At 71.4% G+C, this 19,490-nt stretch carries 2 protein-coding genes; both read left to right on the forward strand.

Annotated elements, in window-relative coordinates:
• The first annotated feature begins 1 nt into the window (after position 1).
• Positions 2-14,917, forward strand: a complete 14,916-nt coding sequence (locus KYK13_RS22790) for a non-ribosomal peptide synthase/polyketide synthase (RefSeq protein ID WP_255653967.1) — start codon at positions 2-4, stop codon at positions 14,915-14,917.
• The gene (locus tag KYK13_RS22795) at positions 14,917-19,458 is read left to right on the forward strand and encodes a type I polyketide synthase (protein WP_223633126.1); all 4,542 of its coding nucleotides are present in this window, start codon (positions 14,917-14,919) and stop codon (positions 19,456-19,458) included. Before KYK13_RS22790 ends, KYK13_RS22795 begins: the two co-directional genes overlap by 1 nt.
• Positions 19,459-19,490: the final 32 nt, after the last annotated feature.

Genomic DNA, 19,490 nt, shown 5'->3' on the forward strand with positions numbered 1-19,490 from the left:
AGTGATTCACCCCAAGGCCGACACCCTGATGGACCTCCTCGCGCTCCGGGTGGAGACGCGCGCGGACTTCCCCGTCTACACGTTCCTGGAGGACACGCCGGGAGAGGAGTCCGTGCTGACGCATGCGGGGTTGTTCACGCGGGCTCGGCGCATCGCCGTCCGGCTGGCGGAGCGCCACGCGGGACAGCGGGTGATGCTGCTCTACCCGCCGGGCACAGAATACATCGCGGGGTTCTTCGGCTGCGTCCTGGGCGGCGCCGTGGCGGTGCCCGCGTATCCGCCGGATCCGACGCGCCTGGAGCGCACGCTGCCGCGCCTGCGCGCCATCATCCGCGACGCCCAGGCGACGGTGGTCCTCACCACGTCCTTCATCCTGGACCTGGCGGAGTCCATCTTCGAGCTGGCGCCGGAGCTGCGGGACCTGGAGTGGATCGCCACCGACGCGCTGCCCGAGGGGCTGGAGGACGGCTGGCGGCGCCCGGAGCTGCAGGCCGAGTCGCTGGCGTTCCTCCAGTACACGTCCGGCTCCACCGGCATGCCCAAGGGCGTGATGGTCCGCCACGGCAACCTCGTCGCGAACATGCGGATCATCACGCTCGGCCTGGACGTGCGACAGGACGACCGGTGGGTGATGTGGCTGCCGCCGTACCACGACATGGGCCTTATCGCCGGCATCCTCAACCCGCTGTACGCGGGCAACCCGGTGACGCTGATGCCGCCGCTGTCCTTCCTCCGCAGGCCCCTGGGGTGGCTGGAGGCGATGTCCCGGCTGCGAGCCCAGGTGTCCGGCGGTCCCAACTTCGCCTTCGACCTGTGCGTGCGCAAGACGACGCCGGAGGAGCGGGCCAGGCTCGACCTGAGCCGGTGGCGGGTCGCCATGAACGGCGCGGAGCCCATCCGCCCGGACACGCTGGAGCGCTTCGCGCGGACCTTCGCGCCCCAGGGCTTCCGCCGCGAGTCTTTCATTCCAGGCTATGGCCTGGCGGAGGCGACGCTCGCCCTCACCGCCTGCGTGCCGGACGCGCCCCCCGTGCTGTTCCCGGTGGTCGCCTCCAGCATGGAGCACCACCGGCCCGAGCCCACGAGCGTGGACGCGCCGGAAGCCCGCGTGCTGGTGGGCAGCGGGCGGGTTCTGCCCGACCACGACATCCTGGTGGTGGAGCCACAGACTCGCCAGCTCCGGGCCCCCGGCGAGGTGGGCGAGCTCTGGGTGTCCGGCCCCAGCGTGGCCGCCGGCTACTGGAACCGCCCCGAGCTGTCCGAGGAGATCTTCCGGGCCCGTCTGGCGGATGGCACGGGTCCATTCCTGCGCACGGGTGACATGGGCTTCCTGCGGGACGGCGAGGTCTTCATCACCGGCCGCCGCAAGGACCTGATCATCGTCCGCGGACGCAATCACTACCCGCAGGACCTGGAGCTGACGGCCGAGCGCAGCCACCCGGCGATCCGGCCCGGCTGCAACGCGGCCTTCTCCGAGGACGCGTCGGAGGGCGAGCGGGTGGTGATGGTCGTGGAGGTGGGCGACGAGTCGGTGGACGTGGAGGAGGTGTCCGCCGCGGTGCGCGCGGCCATGGACCAGGAGCACGAGCTGCGGATCGACACCGTGGTGCTGGTGCCCCACGGCGCGGTGCCCAAGACGTCCAGCGGCAAGCTGATGCGCAGCACGTGCCGGCAGTGGCTGGGCGAGGGCCAGATGCGGGTGGTGGGCCGCTCCGTGCTGCCGCACGCCTCCGCTTCCGCCCAGGACGCGAGCCCTGACGCAGGGCCCGGGCTGGACGTGGCCGAGCTGCGGGCGCTGCCCCTCCCCGAGCGGCAGCAGGCCCTGCTCGAGTGGGTGCGGCGAGAGCTGGCGCGGGCCCTGCGCGCCCCGGTGCCGTCCGTGGATCCGGCGGTCCGGGTGAGCCAGTTGGGACTGGACTCGCTGGGGACCGTGGAGCTGGGCCACGCCGTCGAGCAGCACCTGGGCGTGACGCTCCCGCTCCAGCGCGTGTTGAGTGGCCCTACGTCGACGGAGCTCGCGGGCTTCCTCGCGCAGGCGCTCGATGACGTGCGGCCCGCGCCCGCGGCCGAGGCCGCGACGGTGGCGCCCGGGGACTACCCGCTCACGCCCGGACAGTGGGGGCTCTGGTTCCAGCACCAGCTCTCCCCGCACACCACCGAGTACAACGTCACGCAGGCCCTGCGGATCCGCTCCGCGCTGAGGGTGCCCGCGCTCCAGCGGTCCTTCCAGGCCCTGGTGGACCGTCACGCCAGCCTGCGCACGCTCTTCGTCCGCGTGGAGGGCCAGCCCGTTCAGCGCATCCTGCCCCACGCCCCGGTGCACTTCGTCCATGGGGATGCGACCGCATGGACCCCGGAGCGGTTGGAGCAGTTCCTGGGCGATGAGGCGGCCCGGCCCTTCGACCTCGCCTCGGGGCCGTTGATGCGCGTGCACGTCCTGGCGCGTCCGGAGGGGGAGCACGTGCTCCTGCTGGGCGTGCACCACATCGTCGTGGACCTGGTGTCCATGGCGGTCCTGCTCCAGGAGCTGGGCGCTCTCTACGAGGCTGAGCTCCGCCATCAGGCGGCGGCCCTGCCTCCGGTGCGCATGGACATGCCCGGCGTCGAGCGCCAGCAGCGCGAAGTGCTCGCGCGTGACGGGGAGCGGCTGTGGGAGCATTGGCGGGAGCGGCTCGCCGGTGAGCCCACGCCGCTGGAGCTTCCCCGCTTCCGCGCGCGTCCGCCCGTGCAGACCTACGCGGGAGCGGCGCACTCCTTCCGGCTTCCCGCGCCGCTGGCCCAGCGGCTCTCCACGCTGGCCCGCGAGCGCGGCGTCACGCTCTTCACGTTGCTGCTCGCCTCGTTCCAGACGCTCCTGCACCGCTACACCGGGCAGGAGGACGTGTGGGTCGGCTCTCCCGTCAATGGCCGCCCCCGGCCGCAGCTGGCGAACGTGGTGGGCTACCTGGTCAACCAGGTGGTGCTGCGCGGAGACCTTAGCGGAGAGCCGTCCTTCCTGGAGCTGCTGGAGCGTGCCCGAAGCGTGGTGGTGGACGCGCTGGCGCACCAGGAGCTGCCCTTCACCACGCTGGTGGACCGGCTGCGCGTGCGGCGCGACCCGAGCCGGCCGCCGCTCGCGCAGGTGGAGCTGGTATTGCAGCGCGCATCGCTGCCCGGTCAGGAGTCCGTGAGCGGCTTCGCACTCGACGAGAGCGGCCTGCGGATGCGGTTGGGTGGGATGGAGGTGGAGTCGCTCGCGCTCGCGCGGCACGTGGCCCCCTTCGACCTCACGCTGACCTTCGCCGAAGTGGAGGGCACGCTCGCGGGTTCGCTTCGCTACAACAGGGACCTGCTGGACGCGGGCACCGTGGTCCGGTTGGCAGGGCACCTGGAGCGGCTGCTGGAGGGCATCGCGGAGGATCCCTCGCGGCCCATCTCCCGGCTGCCCCTGCTGTCCTCGGAGGAGCGCGGGGCGCTCACCCTTCCTCCGCGCGCTCTCCGGGTCGAGCCCCGAGGCGAAGCCTGCCTTCATCAGCGGTTCGAGGCGCGCGCGGCGGAGCGGCCCGACGCCGTGGCGGTGACGCACGCGGAGCGCTCGTGGACCTACGCGGAGCTGGATGCCCGCGCCAACCAGGTGGCCCATCACCTCGTGCGCCAGGGCGTGGTGCCGGGAGACCTGGTGGGGCTGTACCTGGAGCGCTCGCTGGACATGGTCGTGGCCGTGCTCGGCATCCTGAAGGCAGGGGCGGCGTACGTGCCCATCGACACGGCCTACCCCGCCGAGCGGGCCCGCTTCATGCTGGAGGACAGCCAGGCCCGCGTGCTGCTCACGCAGCGCCGTCTGTCGGGCTCGCTGGGTGACGTGGCGGTTCGCGTGGTGGCGCTGGACGAGGAGCCCGCGGGCCTGGATGCAGAGCCACGGTCGCGTCCGGAGGTCGCGGTGTCGGGCGACCTGCTTGCGTACATCATCTACACGTCGGGCTCCACGGGCCGCCCCAAGGGCGTTCAGGTGACGCACGACAACGTCACCCGGCTCTTCGATGCCACCTGGGATGACTTCCGTTTCGACGGCTCCGACGTCTGGACCCTGTTCCACTCCATCGCCTTTGACTTCTCTGTGTGGGAGCTCTGGGGCGCGTTGCTGTACGGAGGCCGGCTGGTGGTGGTGCCGTACCGGGTGAGCCGTTCCCCGGAGGCCTTCCACGCGCTGCTGCGCGCCGAGCAGGTGACGGTCCTCAACCAGACGCCGTCCGCCTTCCGGGCGCTCATCCAGGAGGACCTGAACGCGCCAGCCGATTCCCTGGCCCTGCGCCACGTCATCTTCGGCGGCGAGGCCCTGCCACTGGGCAGCCTGCGCCCCTGGTTCGAGCGCCACGGGGACGCACGGCCCCGGCTGATCAACATGTACGGCATCACCGAGACGACGGTGCACGTCACCTACCGTCCGCTGCGCGCGCGCGACGTGGACGAGGCGCCCGGCAGCGTCATCGGCGCGCCCATCCAGGACCTGTCGCTGCTGCTGTTGGACAAGCACCAGCAGCCGGTGCCGGTGGGCGTGCCCGGAGAGTTGTACGTGGGCGGCGCGGGCGTCGCGCGCGGCTACCTGCAGCGGCCCGAGCTCAACGCGCAGCGCTTCCTGGAGGACCCCTTCCGTCCCGGGGCAGGTGCCCGCCTCTATCGCAGTGGAGACCTGGCCAGGCGGCTGCCGGATGGCGACGTGGAATACCTGGGCCGCCTGGATGATCAGGTGAAGGTGCGCGGCTTCCGCATCGAGCTGGGTGAGATGGAGAGCGCCATCGCCCGGCATCCCGCGCTGCGCGAAGTGGTGGTGGTGCCGCGCGAGGACGCGACCGGCGAGAAGCAGCTGGTGGCCTACGTGGTGGCGCGCCCGGACGCGCAGGCCCCCACCGTGGGCGAGCTGCGGGCCTTCCTGCGCGAGCGACTGCCCGAGCACATGGTGCCCGCTGCCTTCGTCTTCATGGACGCGCTCCCGCTCACCGCCAACGGCAAGGTGAACCGCCGGGCGCTGCCCGCCCCGGAGCGCCTGCGACCGTCGCTGAGCGAGGGCTATGTGGCGCCCACCAACGACCTGGAGCGGCTGCTCTGCCAGGTGTGGAGCGAGGCGCTGGGCGTGGATCAGGTAGGCGTGGACGACAACTTCTTCGAGCTGGGAGGCGACTCCATCCGCAGCCTGCGCGTGGTGGCGCGGGCGCGCGAGCGCGGGCTCACGCTCAGCGTGGCGGAGATGTTCGACCACCAGACGGTGGGCGCGCTGGCCCAGGCGCTGCGCCGCTCGGGTGAGACGGCCGTGCGCACCGAGCCCTTCTCGCTGGTGCCCGAGGCCGACCGCGCGGCGCTGCCCGCGGGCCTGGTGGACGCCTATCCGCTGTCGCGGTTGCAAGCCGGCTTCGTCTTCCACGCGGAGCTGCGCCAGGGCTACGAGGTCTACCTCACCAGCTTCCACGTCCGGGTGCGCTTCGACGAGGACGCGTTGCGCCGGGCCCTTGAACAACTGGCGCGGCGTCACCCCATGCTGCGCTCGGCCTTCGACGTCTCGTTCAGTGAGCCGTTGCAGCTGGTGTACGCGCAGGCGCGGGCGCCGCTGACGGTGTTCGACTGGCGGGACCGCGCGGAGAAGGAGCAGCGGCAGGACTTCAAGGCCTGGAGCCAGGCCGAGCGCCGTGAGGGCTTCAACTGGCGCGCGCCGCCGCTCATCCGGCTCCACGTCCATCGCCTCACGGACGACGAATTCCGCATCACCCTCTCCGAGCCCTTCCTGGACGGCTGGAGCGTGGCCTCGCTGTGGTCGGAGCTGCTGCGGCTCTACGTGGCATCGCTGGACGGTCCGACGCCCGTGGAGCCTCCGCCCGCCACCACCTACCGGGACTTCATCGCACTGGAGCGCGCGGCGCTGGCCTCCGAGGCGTCGAGGGCCTTCTGGGCACGGGAGCTCTCGCGGCTGGAGCGTGCTCCGCTCATGCCCTGGCCCCTGGCCGAGGGTGCGCCGACCGGACAGCACCTGAGGATCATCTTCCCCGTGGCCGGCGAGGTGTTCACCGGCCTCAAGCAGATCACCACCGAGACGACGCTCCCGCTCAAGAGCGTGCTCGTCGCCGCGCATGCGCGCGTCGTGGCGCTGCTGACCGGGAAGGATGAAGTGGTGACGGGCATCATCGCCAATGGGCGCCCGGAGGTGCCCGGCGGCGATCAGGTGCTCGGCATCTTCCTCAACACCCTGCCGCTGTGCATGGACCTGGCGGGAGGGTCCTGGCTGGACCTGACGCGCGATGCCTTCGAGGCGGAGCGCGCCCGGCTGCCGCACCGGCGCTTCCCGCTGGCGGAGCTGCAGAAGTCCTTTGGAGGCGGTCAGCCTCTCTTCGACACGGCCTTCAACTTCACCCAGTTCCACATCCTGGACCGGCTGCGCGAGCTGCGCGGGCTGGAGGTCCTGGACATGATGGCCACCGACCAGACGTACTTCGCCTGGACGGCCTACTTCAACGTCAACACCGCCAGCACCGAGCTGCACATCGCCCTGGACTGCAACGGACTGGGCGCGGAGCAGGTGGAGTCCATCAAGGCGCACTACCTGAGCGTGCTGGGCGCCATGGCGAAGGCGCCCCAGGCCCGTTACGACCGCGCGGAGCTGCTGCCCGAGCGCGAGTGGCAACAGCTGCGCGCGTGGAGCGGAGCACGCGCAGAGCCGTCAGGAGAGACGTGCGTCCACCACCTGGTGGAGGAGCAGGCCGCGCGCACGCCGGGGGCGGTGGCGCTGGTGCACGAGGCGCGGCGGCTCACCTACGGCGAGTTGGAGGCCCGTACGCGCCAACTGGCGCACACGCTGCGCGAGCTGGGCGTGGGGCCGGAGACGCGCGTCGCCGTGTGCCTGGAGCGCACCCCCGAGCTCGTCATCGCCCTGCTGGGCGTGATGCGCGCGGGCGGCGCGTACGTCCCGCTGGATCCCGCCTATCCCGCCGAGCGGCTGGCCTTCATGATGGAGGACTCGCATGCGCCGGTGCTGATCACCTCGGCGAAACTGGAGGGGAGGCTGCCCGCTCCTGGGGCGCGGGTCATCCGGTTGGAGGTGGGAGCAGAGGTCCCCGCGTCGCTCGCACCGCTGGCTCGCGCGAGCACCGGGCCGGACTCGCTGGCCTACGTCCTCTACACGTCCGGCTCCACGGGCCGCCCCAAGGGCGTGGCGCTGGAGCACCGGAGCGCGGTGGCGTTCCTGCGCTGGGCGCTGTCGGTGTTCTCGCGCGAGCAGCTGTCAGGAGTGCTGGCCGCGACGTCCTTCTGCTTCGATCTGTCCGTCTTCGAGATGTTCGCGCCGCTCGCGCGGGGAGGCACCGTCATCCTCGCGGACAATGCGCTGGCGTTGGCGGGGCTCGCCGCGGCGGGTGAGGTGACGCTCGTCAACACGGTGCCGTCGGCCATGACGGAGCTGGTGCGGGCCGGAGCACTGCCCGTGTCCCTGCGCACGGTGAACCTGGCGGGTGAAGCGCTCCCGGGCGCGCTGGTGTCGGACCTGTACCGCACGGGGCACGTGGACCACGTGTACAACCTGTACGGCCCCACGGAGGACACCACCTACTCCACGTTCACCCGCGTCCCCCGCGACGCGCGAGCCGAGCCCACCATCGGGCGCCCGTTGCCCGGCACCGCCGCCTGGGTGCTGGATGCGCGCGGCCGCCCCGTCCCCCTGGGCGTCCCCGGCGAGCTGCACCTGGGAGGCGCGGGACAGGCCCGCGGGTACCTCCACCGGCCCGAGCTCACCGCGGAGCGGTTCATCCCGCATCCGTTTTCGCGCGACCCCGGCGCGCGGCTGTATCGCACCGGGGACCTGGTCCGGCAGCTGCCGGATGGCGACCTGGAGTACCTGGGCCGCATCGACAACCAGGTGAAGGTGCGCGGGTTCCGCATCGAACTGGGCGAGGTGGAGGCGGTGCTTCGCGCCCATGCCTCCGTGCGCGATGTCGTCGTCCATGCGCGCTCGGATGTTCCAGGCGAGAAACAGCTGGTGGCCTACGTCGTGGCCCGGCCCGGCCAGGTTCCGGATGCGGCCAGCCTCAAGGAGGCGGTGCAGCGCCACCTGCCTCGCTACATGGTGCCGTCCGCCTTCGTCACGCTGGCCGCGCTGCCGCTCACGCCCAATGGCAAGGTGGACCGCAAGGCGCTGCCCGCGCCGGAGGCCGCGCCCGTGGAGTCCGGCACCATCGCGCCGCGCACCCTCACGGAGGAGCTGCTGGCCTCCGTGTGGGCCCGCGTCCTGCGCGTGGAGCGCGTGGGCGCGTATGACCACTTCTTCGAGCTGGGTGGACACTCGCTGCTGGCCACCCAGGCCGTCTCACGGATCCGCGAAGCGCTCCAGGTGGACCTGCCCCTGAGCAGCCTCTTCGAACACCCAACCCTCGCGGCGCTCGCGGAGAAGGTCGAGGCCCTGCGCGCGACACGGCAGGGGCGGCAGTCGCCTCCGCTCGCCCCCGTGGAGCGCAACGGGCCCCTTGCACTGTCCTTCGCGCAGCAGCGCCTGTGGTTGCTGGAGCAGTTGGAGCCGGCCAGCGTCGCGTACAACGTGCCGGCCGCCGTGCGCGTCAGCGGAGCCCTGGACGTGGTGTCCCTGCGCCGCGGCTTCCGCGCCCTCGCTCATCGCCACGAGGCTCTGCGCACCACCTTCCACGAGGGACTGAACGGGCCCGAGCAGCGCATCGCTGACGCACTGGAGCCTGAGTTCACGGTCATCGATGTGCCGGTTCGCTCCCATGCGGAGCGCGAGGCAGAGGTCCAGCACCGGGCCGGCGTGGAGGCACGCCGGCCCTTCGACCTGACGCGAGGCCCCCTGCTTCGCGTCACGGTGCTGCGCCTGTCCGAGCGCGAGCATGTGCTGCTGCTGACGATGCATCACATCGTCTCCGATGGCTGGTCCATGAACGTGCTCGTCGAGGACCTGATGGCCCTCTACGCGGCATTCACCCGGGGCCAGCCCTCGCCACTCTCCGACCTGACCATCCAGGTCGCGGACCACGCCGCGTGGCAGCGGCGGTTGCTGAGGGACGAGGTGCTGGAGACGCAGCTGGCGTACTGGCGTGAGCAGTTGGGGGACGCGCCGCGCGTCCTGGAGCTGCCCACCGACAAGCCTCGCCCCGCGGTCCAGTCTCTCCGGGGCGCGAGCGGGTTCGTCCACCTCCCGCGCGAGCTGTCCGACGCGGTCGAGGCACTGAGCCGCCGGGAAGGCGTCACCCCGTTCATGGTGCTGCTGGCCGCGTTCGAGGTGGTGTTGCACCGGTACTCGGGACAGGACGACCTCTGCGTCGGCATGCCCGTCGCCAATCGCGGCCGCGTCGAGCTGGAGGGGTTGATTGGCTTCTTCGCCAATACACTCGTGCTGCGCACGCGACTGGATCACGCGCTCTCCTTCCGGGAGCTGCTCGCGCGTGTGCGGACAGCCGCGCTTGGGGCCTACGCGCACCAGGACGTGCCGTTCGAAAAGCTGGTGGAAGAGCTGCAGCCCCGGCGCGACCTGAGCCGCTCTCCCCTGTTCCAGGTGATGTTCACGTTCCAGAACACCCGCCTCCCGGATACCGCTCACGCAGCCCTGGAGCTGCACAGGTTGGACGTAGATCACGGCACCTCCAAGTTCGACCTGGAGCTGGTGCTGACCGCGTCCGACGACGGCCTGCGCGGCCGCTTCGAGTACAGCACCGACCTGTTCGAGGAGGCGACCATCGCGCGGCTCACCCAGCACCTGCGCACCGTGCTGGAGGCCGTCGTCGCTCGCCCCGAGTCGTCCCTGGCCTCACTGCCCCTGATGCCCGAGGCCGAGCAGCGTCAGGTGCTCCTCGACTTCAATCGCACCGACGTCGACGTGCCTCTCGACGTCTGCTTCCACCACCTCTTCGAGGCCCAGGCAGACCGCGCTCCCGACGCGCTCGCCGTCCGCGACGCTTCGTCCTCTCTCACCTACCGCGCCCTCGACGCCCGCTCCAACCGCCTCGCCCACCTCCTCGTCGCCTCCGGCCTCCAGCCCGACTCCCTCGTCGCCTTGCTGGCCCCTCGCGGCTGCGACTTCCTCACTTCCACCCTTGGCGTCCTCAAGGCCGGCGCGGCCTGGCTGCCCCTCGACCCACTCCACCCGCCCCAGCGCCTCGCCCAGATTCTCTCCCTCAGCCGCGCTCCCTTCCTCTTCGTCGCGGACGCCCTCACCCCTCTGCTGGAGTCCGCCCTCGCGCTGCTGCCCGAGTCCTCCCGCCCTCGCGTCCTTTCGCTGGAAGCCTCTCTGCGCTCGGACGTCCCTTCCTCCCGGCTCGCTTCGCGCTCCTCCCCCTCCCACCTCGCCTACGTCATCTTCACCTCCGGCTCCACCGGCACCCCCAAGGGCGCCATGGTCGAGCAGCGCGGCATGCTCAACCACCTGCATGCCAAGGTGCTCGCCCTCGGACTCGGCCCCAAGGACGTCGTCGCCCAGACGGCCTCCCAGTGCTTCGACATCTCCGTCTGGCAGTCCTTCGTCGCCCTGCTCGTCGGCGGCCAGACGCTCGTGCTGGGTGACGACGTCGCCCACTCGCCTTCCGCACTCCTCCACTCACTCGAGGCCCACGCTGTCTCCATTGTCGAGTCCGTCCCCTCCCTGCTGAGTGCCTTGCTCGACGAGGCCGACTCTCACCAGCCTTCGCGCCCTCCCCTCTCCCACCTGCGTTTCATGCTCCCCACAGGTGAGGCGCTCCCCGCCGAAACCGCTCGCCGCTGGCTTCTCGCCTGGCCCTCCATTCCCCTCGTCAACGCCTACGGCCCCACCGAGTGCTCTGACGACGTCACCCACGCCCTCCTCTCTTCGCCTCCCCCCTCCTCCGTCGTCCCCATTGGCCGCCCCGTCTGCAACACCCGCCTCTACGTCCTCGACTCCCTCCTGCGCCCCTGCCCCGTCGGCATTCCCGGCGAGCTCTTCGTCGCGGGCACCGGCGTCGGCCGCGGCTACCTCTTCGACCCCTCTCGCTCCGCCTCGTCCTTCATCCCGGACCCCTTCTCCTCCTCTCCCGGGGCTCGCCTCTACCGCACGGGCGACCGTGTCCGCTGGCTTCACGACGGCTCCCTCGACTTCCTCGGCCGCATCGACTTCCAGGTGAAGCTGCGCGGCTTCCGCATCGAGTTGGGTGAAATCGAAGCCTCACTCCGCCGCCTGCACGCCGTGCGCGACGTCGTCGTCCTCGTCCGCAGCGACTCTCCTGGCGACTCTCGCCTCGTCGCCTACGTCACGCCCAAGGCGCATGCCTTGCTCGAAGTCGAGGCTCTCAAGGTCCAGCTGCGCCAGAGGCTTCCCGAGTACATGGTGCCCTCCGCCTTCGTGCTGCTCGACGCTCTGCCCCTCTCTTCCAACGGCAAGGTGGACCGCAAGGCCCTCCCTCCTCCCGAAGCCGACGCCTCGCGCGCCTCCTCCTTCGTTCCTCCTCGCACCCGCACCGAAGCCCTCCTCTGCGGCCTCTTCGCTCGCCTGCTTCGCATCCCGCGCGTCGGCATCCACGACGACTTCTTCGCCCTCGGCGGCCACTCCCTCCTCGCCACCCGGCTCGTCGCCCACGTGCGCGAAGTCCTTGGCCTTGAGTTGCCCCTTCGCGCCCTCTTCGACGCCTCCTCTCCCGCACTCCTCTCCCACCGCCTCGACTCCCTTCGCGACTCCTCCTTCTCCTCCACCGCGCCCCCTCTTCGCCCCGTCCACCGCGACGGCGCTCCTCTCCCTCTCTCCTTCGCCCAGCAGCGCCTCTGGTTCCTCGACCGCTGGCAGCCCCTCAGCGCCTTCTACAATGTCCCCTCCGCGCTCCGCCTCCTCGGTCCTCTCCACCTCCCTGCGCTTCAGTCCGCCTTCGATGCCCTGATCCAACGTCACGAATCGTTCCGGACGACGTTCCAGGATGGCGCCGAGGGCCCGGTGCAGCTCATCCACCCGGTGCACACCTCTCCACTCACGCTGGTGGACCTGCGCGAGCTGCCTGCCGAGCAGCGCGATCCGGAAGCGCTCCGCATCGCCAGCGACGAGGCCAGGCGGCCCTTCGACCTCGCGCATGGGCCGCTGCTGCGCATCACCGTGGTACGCCTCGATGAGGCTCACCATGTGCTGGCGGTGGTGATGCATCACATCATCTCCGACGGCGGCTCCTCGGAGGTGGTCCTGCGCGAGCTCGCCTCGCTCTACGACGCCTTCCTCCGCGATGAGTCCTCACCCCTGCCGCCGCTGGCTGTGCAATACGCGGACTACGCCGTATGGCAGCGCTCCTGGCTCCAGGGCGATGTGCTTGATGCGCAGCTCGGTTGGTGGCGCCAACAGCTCGAGGGTGCGCCGCATGCGCTGCGGCTGCCCACGGACCGGCCTCGCCCGGCGCTGCAGACGTTCAATGGCGCGCTCCTCACCCGGGTCCTGCCGCGCCCGCTCTCCGAAGCGCTGCGTGCGTTCCACCGCTCCGAGGGTGTCACGCCCTTCATGACGCTGCTGGCTGCAACCCAGGCGCTGTTGCACCACTACTCGGGCCAGGACGACTTCACCGTGGGCGCTCCCGTCTCCGGCCGCACGCATGCCGGGATGGAGGGACTCGTCGGATTCTTCGTCAACACGCTGGTGCTGCGCGCCCGGTTCGAGCCACGCATCAGCTTCCGCGAGCTGCTCGCCCAGGCGCGTGAATCCACCCTGGGTGCGATCGCGCATCAGGACGTCCCCTTCGAGAAGCTGGTGGAGGCGCTTCAGCCCGAGCGCGACCTGAGCCGCTCACCCCTCTTCCAGGTGATGGTGGCGTACCAGCAGGACCTGCACGTCGAGCACGCCCTGCCCGGCATCACCACACGCCCGCTGTCCCTGGACGGACAGGGCTCCAAGTTCGACCTGACCCTCTCCTTCACCGACACCAGCGAAGGACTCCGCGCGTCGTTCGAATACAACACCGACCTCTATGATGCGCCCACGGTGGCGCGCATGGCGGACCACCTGTCCGCGCTGCTCGCCGAAGTCATCGCGGCGCCGACTCGCGCGCTCGCTTCGCTGTCGCTCCTAAAGGAGGGAGAGCGTCATCAGGTGCTGGTGGAGTGGAACGCCAGCGATGTGGCCTTCCCCCGGGACCTGCTCGTCCACCAGCTCTTCGAGGCCCAGGCGGCCCGCACTCCGGATGCTCCCGCGCTCGCCGCTGGCGACGACACGCTCTGCTTCCAGCAGCTCGACGCCCGCGCCAATCAGCTCGCCTGGTACCTGCGCTCCTTCGGCGTCGGCCCCGAGACCCGCGTCGCGCTCTGCCTCGAGCACTCCTTCGACCTCGTCGTCTCCATGCTCGCCGTCCTCAAGGCCGGCGGCGCGTGGGTCCCCCTGGATCCGAGCCTCCCATCGGACCGCCTCGCCTTCATGCTCGCCGACTCCGGTGCCCCGGTGGTCCTCACCCAGGAGCGCTTGAAGTCCGTGCTGCCCTCGCACGGCGGGGTGCTGGTGTGCGTGGACTCGGATTGGAACCAGGTGGCCTCTCGCTCCACCCAGCCGCCTCCCCCTCGCGCGCTGCCTGACTCCCTCGCCTACGTCATCTACACCTCCGGCTCCACCGGCAGGCCCAAGGGCACCCTCCTCACCCATCGCGGCCTCGCCAACACCGCCCTCGCCGCCGTTCGCGAGCACCGCTTCGACTCCTCCTCCCACGTCCTCCAGTTCGCCTCCATCGGCTTCGATGCCTGCGTCTGCGAAGTCTTCTCCTCCCTCCTCGCGGGCGCCTGCCTCCACCTCGCTCCGCGCGAGCTCCTCCTCCCGGGGCCTCCTCTCCACTCCCTGCTTCGCTCCCGCTCCATCTCCGCCGTCACCCTCACTCCCTCCGTCCTCGCTCAGCTCGACCCCTCGGGCCTCGACTCCCTTCGCACCGTCATCTCCGCAGGTGAGGCCCTCCCGCCCTCCGTCGCCTCTCGCTGGGCCCACCCCCTCCGCCTGCTGCTCAACGCCTACGGCCCCACCGAAGTCACCGTCTGCGCCTCCATCGAGTCGCGGCTGCTGCCCTCCCACCCCACCATCGGCGTCCCCTTCCCTAACGTCCGCCTCTTCGTCCTCGACTCCCTCCTGCGGCCGGTCCCCGTCGGCCTCCCTGGTGAGCTCTTCGTCTCCGGCCCGGGCCTCGCTCGCGGCTACCTCCACCACCCCTCGCTCACCGCGGAGAACTTCATCCCCCATCCGTTCTCCCACCTTCCCGGTGACCGCCTCTACCGCACCGGCGACCGCGTCCGCTGGCTGCCCTCCGGCCGCATCGAGTTCCTCGGCCGCATCGACTCCCAGCTGAAGCTGCGCGGCTTCCGCATCGAACCCTCCGAAGTCTCCGCCGTCCTCCGCGACCACCCCTCCCTCCTCGACGCCTTCACCCTCCTTCGCGAGGACTCTCCCTCCTCCCTCCGCCTCGTCTCCTACGTCGTCTCGCGCGAACCCAGACACGACCCGGCGGCGCTCCGCGCGTTCCTGCGAGCGCGTGTCCCGGAGTACATGGTGCCGGCGGCGTTCGTGTTCCTGGACGCGCTGCCCCTCACCGCCAGCGGCAAGGTGGACACGCGCGCGCTGCCCGTTCCCGACGAGTCCCATGTCGGCGGCGGACAGGGCTACGTGGAGCCGCAGGGTGAACTGGAGCGCACGCTGGCTGCCCTCTGGAGCGAGTTGCTGGGCCTCAAGCGCGTGGGACGCCACGAGCGCTTCTTCGACGTGGGCGGCAACTCGTTGCTCATCATCCGCGTGCAGGAGCGACTCCAGACCGCGCTGGGACTGCGGGTCTCCCTGCCCGTGCTGTTTCAGTACCCCACCATCGCGGCGCTGGCCGAACACCTGGCCCAGGTCGGTGGAGGTTCGCGCCTGGAGTCCAGCCAGGAGCGCGGAGAGAGCCGCAAGGAGCGCATGGATCAACAGCGGGAGCAGCGGCTGAGCCGCCGCAAGAAGGGAAGCGCGTGATGGACTCGACCCCTTTGTCCCCATCCGAGGCCATCGCCATCATCGGCATGGCGCTGCGCGTCCCGGGCGCTCGCGATCCGGAATCCTTCTGGCGGTTGCTCGATGACGGCGTGGAGCCACGCACGTCCTTCTCCGATGCGGAGCTGGAGGCGGCCGGAGTACCGCGCGCCGTGCGCGAACAGCCGGGCTATGTGCGCGAGGGCTTCGTCCTGGACGGGGTGGCTGCCTTCGACGCGGCCTTCTTCGGCTACAGCCCCCGGGAGGCGGAGCTGCTGGATCCCCAGCACCGCCTCTTCCTGGAGTGCGCGTGGGAGGCACTGGAGCGCTCCGGCCATGGGGACGCGCGCGGGCGAGGCGCCACGTCCGTCTTCGCGGGCGGGGGACGGAGCACCTACCTCATCGCGAACCTGCTGAGCCGGCCGGACCTGGTGGCCTCGCAGGGCCTGTCCTCGCTGATGGTGGCCAACGAGAAGGACTTCCTCGCCACGCGGGTGTCCCACCGGCTGGACCTGCGGGGCCCGAGCCTCACCGTTCAAACGGCCTGCTCCACGTCGCTGGTGGCGGTGCACCTGGCCTGCCAGAGCCTGCTGTCTGGCGAGTCGGACCTGGCGCTCGCGGGCGGCGTCGCGCTGACGCTGCCCCAGCGCGCCGGCTACCTCTACCGGGACGGAGGCATCCTCTCCCCGGACGGACGCTGCCGGCCCTTCGATGCTCGGGGGGCAGGCACCCTTGGCGGCTCGGGCGTCGCGGTGGTGGCGCTCAAGCGGCTGTCGGACGCGCTGGAGGCGGGAGACCGCATTCACGCCGTCATCCGAGGGTCGGCCCTCAACAACGATGGCGCGGCCAAGGTGGGCTTCACCGCGCCCAGCGTGGACGGACAGTCCCAGGTCATCTCCGAAGCGCTCGCGGTGGCGTGCGTGGAGCCCGGTTCCATCCAGTACGTGGAGGCCCATGGGACGGCCACCGCGCTAGGAGACCCCATCGAGCTCGCCGCGCTCAACCAGGTGTTCCAGGGATTGCCTCGGGGCTCCATCGCCCTGGGCTCGGTGAAGAGCAACCTGGGCCACATGGACGCGGCGGCCGGAGTAGTGGGCCTCATCAAGACGGCGCTGGCCCTGGAGCACCGGCGGCTTCCCCCCAGCCTGCACTTCGAGCACCCCAATCCGCGAGTCCCCTTCGACGAAGGCCCCTTCGCCGTCAACACCGCGTCGCGGCCGTGGCCCGACGCGAAGTCGCGGCGCGCCGGAGTGAGCTCCTTTGGCATGGGGGGCACCAACGTGCATGTGGTGCTGGAAGAAGCTCCCGTGCCTGCACCGCGCATGCTCGCGCCGCGCACCTGGCAGCTTTTGGCCCTGTCCGCCCGGACCGCGCCCGCGCTGGAGGAGGCGACGGACCGGCTGGCCGCGCACCTGGAAAGGCATCCGGAGCTGGCACTGGGGGACGTCGCGCACACGCTGATGGTGGGGCGCCGTCGCTTCGAGCACCGGCGCGTGCTGGTGTGCCAGGACACTCGCGAAGCCCGGGAGTCCCTGGCGGCACGCGACGCACGGGTGCTCACGGAGGTCGCTGGGGACGGGCGCTGCTCGGTGGCGTTCCTCTTCCCCGGGCAGGGTTCGCACCATGTGGACATGGGCCGGGGCCTGTACGCGGCGGAGCCTCGCTTCCGCGAGCACGTGGACGCGTGCTGCGAACGCTTCGCACCGCACCTGGGCGGCGTTGACTTGCGGCGCATCCTCTTCCCTGCCACGTCGAAGCACACGGAGGACTCGCGGAAGCTGGAGCAGGCGACGTTCGGCCACCCGGCGCTCTTCACCATCGGATACGCGCTGGCGCGCTGGTGGATGGAGCTGGGCGTGCGACCCCAGGCGCTCATTGGCCACAGCGTCGGCATGTACGCGGCGGCGTGCGTGGCGGGCATCTTCTCGCTGGAGGACGCCACGGCGCTGCTCGCGCTGCGCGCCCGGCTCTTCGAGCAGTTGCCCGAGGGCTCCATGCTGTCCGTGTCGCTCCCCGAAGCGCAGGTGCGCCAGCTGCTGACGGGAAGGCCGGTGGGGATCGCCGCGGTCAACGCGCCCTCGCTGTGCGTCGTCTCGGGACCGCCCGACGCCGTGCAGGCACTTCAAACGGAGCTGGCGGCGCGCGGCGTGGAGTGCCGTCTCTTGCACAGCATCTATGCCGGCCACTCCGCGATGTTGGAGCCGATGCTGCGGCCCCTGGAAGAGGCGGCACGCCGCGTGCGCCTGTCGGCTCCGGCCATCCCCTGCATCTCCAATCTCACCGGCACCTGGCTCACCGACGCGGAGGCGACGGATCCGCGCGCGTGGGCGGAGCATGTGCGGCGGCCGGTGCGTTTCTCGGAGGGGGTGGCGACACTGCTCGAGGAGCCGGACCGGCTGTTGCTGGAGGTGGGGCCGGGGCAGGCGCTGACGATGTTGGCGCGACAGGCCACGAACGCCGCGGGGCGTACGATTGTCGCCTCCATGCGTCGGCCACAGGATCCGCGTCCTGATGCCGCCGTGCTCCTGGAGGCCGCGGGGCGGCTGTGGCTCGCGGGCGCGGAGCTGGACGTGGAGCGCCTCCAGGGTCCAGGCGAGCACCGCCGCGTCGAGCTGCCTCCCTATCCCTTCCAGCGCGAGGACTACTGGCTGGATGCCGTGGCGGCACCGCCCGCGGCCGCGGATCCCAGGACGCCGCCGCGCAAGCGGGATGACGCCGCGGAGTGGTTCTATCAGCCGGCCTGGAGGCCCACGCCGCCGCCCGCCCCGGCGGCTGCTGCACGTGGCGAGCGCGTACTGGCCTTCGTCGATGCCACCGGCTTCGGCGCTGAGCTGGCGGCACGGTTGGAGTCGGGGGGGGCAGAGGTGGTGCGGGTGGTGCCAGCGTCCGGCTTCTCTCAGCGGGACGCGCGCACCTTCGAGCTTTCGCCTGGCGAACCCGCGCACTACCACGCGCTGCTGGAAGCCGTGAGCACGCCCCGATGCGTGGTGCACGCCTGGGGCCTGGGCCCCGCCGCCGGTGGAGACGAGGACACGGCGCTCGCCACGGAGCTGGAGCGGGGCTACCACGGCCTCGTCGCCCTGCTTCGGGCGCTCCAGGCCCGGCCGGAGCAAGGGCCAGTGGACGTCGCGGTGCTGGTGAGCGGCGCGCTGGAGGTGATGGGTGACGAACCGCTGGTGCCCGCCCGCGCGCTCGTGGTGGGACCGTGCAAGGTGGTTCCGCAAGAGCACGCGTGGCTGCGCGCGCGCTGCATCGACGTGCGCCTGCCCGGTGACGCGGCGAAGCAGGCGGGCCTGCTGGAGCGGCTGGTGGCGGAGGTGCGGCTGGACGCGGCGGAGCCCGTGGTGGCCTGGCGCGGCTCGCGCCGCTACGCCGAGCACTTCGAGGCAACGCGGCTCCCCCCCGCGGGCGCGGACGCAGCGCCGCTGCGCGAAGCGGGCGTGTACCTGCTGACCGGCGGCCTGGGGCGGATCGGCATGGGGGTGGCGGAACACCTTGCGGCGACGGTGCGAGCGCGGCTGGTGCTGGTAGGCCGCGCAACCTTCCCCGCGCCCGAGGAATGGGACGCGTGGCTGCGCGTGCACGGCGAGGAGGATGATGTGTCGCGGAAGATTCATCGCCTGCGGGCGATGGAGGCCCGCGGCGCGCAGGTGTGGGTGCTGTCGGCGGACGTGTCCCGGCGGGCGGAGCTGGAGTCCGTGATTGCCCGCACGCGTGCGCGCTTCGGAGCCCTGCACGGCGTGGTGCACTCGGCGGGCAGGATCGGCGCACGGACGTCGGTGCCACTGGTGGACCTGGAGCGCGAGCGGAGCGAGGAGCAGCTCTCCGCCAAGGTGCATGGCACCCGGTGGCTCTCGGCCGCGCTGGCCGGCGGGCCGCCGCCGGACTTCGTGGTGTTGCAGTCCTCGCTGTCCACCGTGCTGGGCGGCCCGGGGTTCAGTGCCTATGCGGCGGCCAATGCCTTCATGGACACGCTGGCGTGCGAGCGCGCCCGGGCCGGCGGGACGCAGTGGCTCAGCGTGGACTGGGACGGCTGGTATCAGGACGGTGAAACGCCCACCGCGTCGGACATGACGCTCGCCGAGGGCTCGGACGCCCTGCTGCGGCTGTTGTCCGCGCGAGCCGAGGGCCGCTGGGTGGTGTCCACCACGGACCTCTCCGCGCGGCATGCGATGTGGCTGCGGCGCGAGCGGACCAGCGTGGCGCCGGCCACGAGCACCGGAGCCACGCACTACCGGCGCGGCGTGCGGACTCCGTACGTGGCGCCCCGGGACTCCGTCGAGCAGGGGATCGCCGCCATCTGGGCGGAGCTGCTCGGCGTCGCGGAGCCCGGCATCCACGACGACTTCTTCGAGCTGGGTGGACACTCGCTGGTGGGAGCGCAGGTCGTGGCGCGCGTCCGGCAGGTGTTCCAGGTGGAGCTGCGCCTGGGCACCCTCTTCGAGACCCCCACCATCGCGGGCATGGCCGTGGCCATCATCAGCAGCCGCACCGAGAACATGAGCGAGGAAGAGCTGGAGTCCCTCCTGTCCGAGCTGGAGTGAGCGCAGCTCCCCTCTTCGCCCCACCTTCCGCC

This window comes from Corallococcus sp. EGB (assembly GCF_019968905.1).
GTDB lineage: Bacteria > Myxococcota > Myxococcia > Myxococcales > Myxococcaceae > Corallococcus.

What these genes read in the sequence shown, in the direction of transcription:
- KYK13_RS22795 (WP_223633126.1), top strand. Translation starts at nt 14,917, where the DNA reads ATGGACTCGACCCCTTTGTCCCCATCCGAGGCCATCGCCATCATCGGC.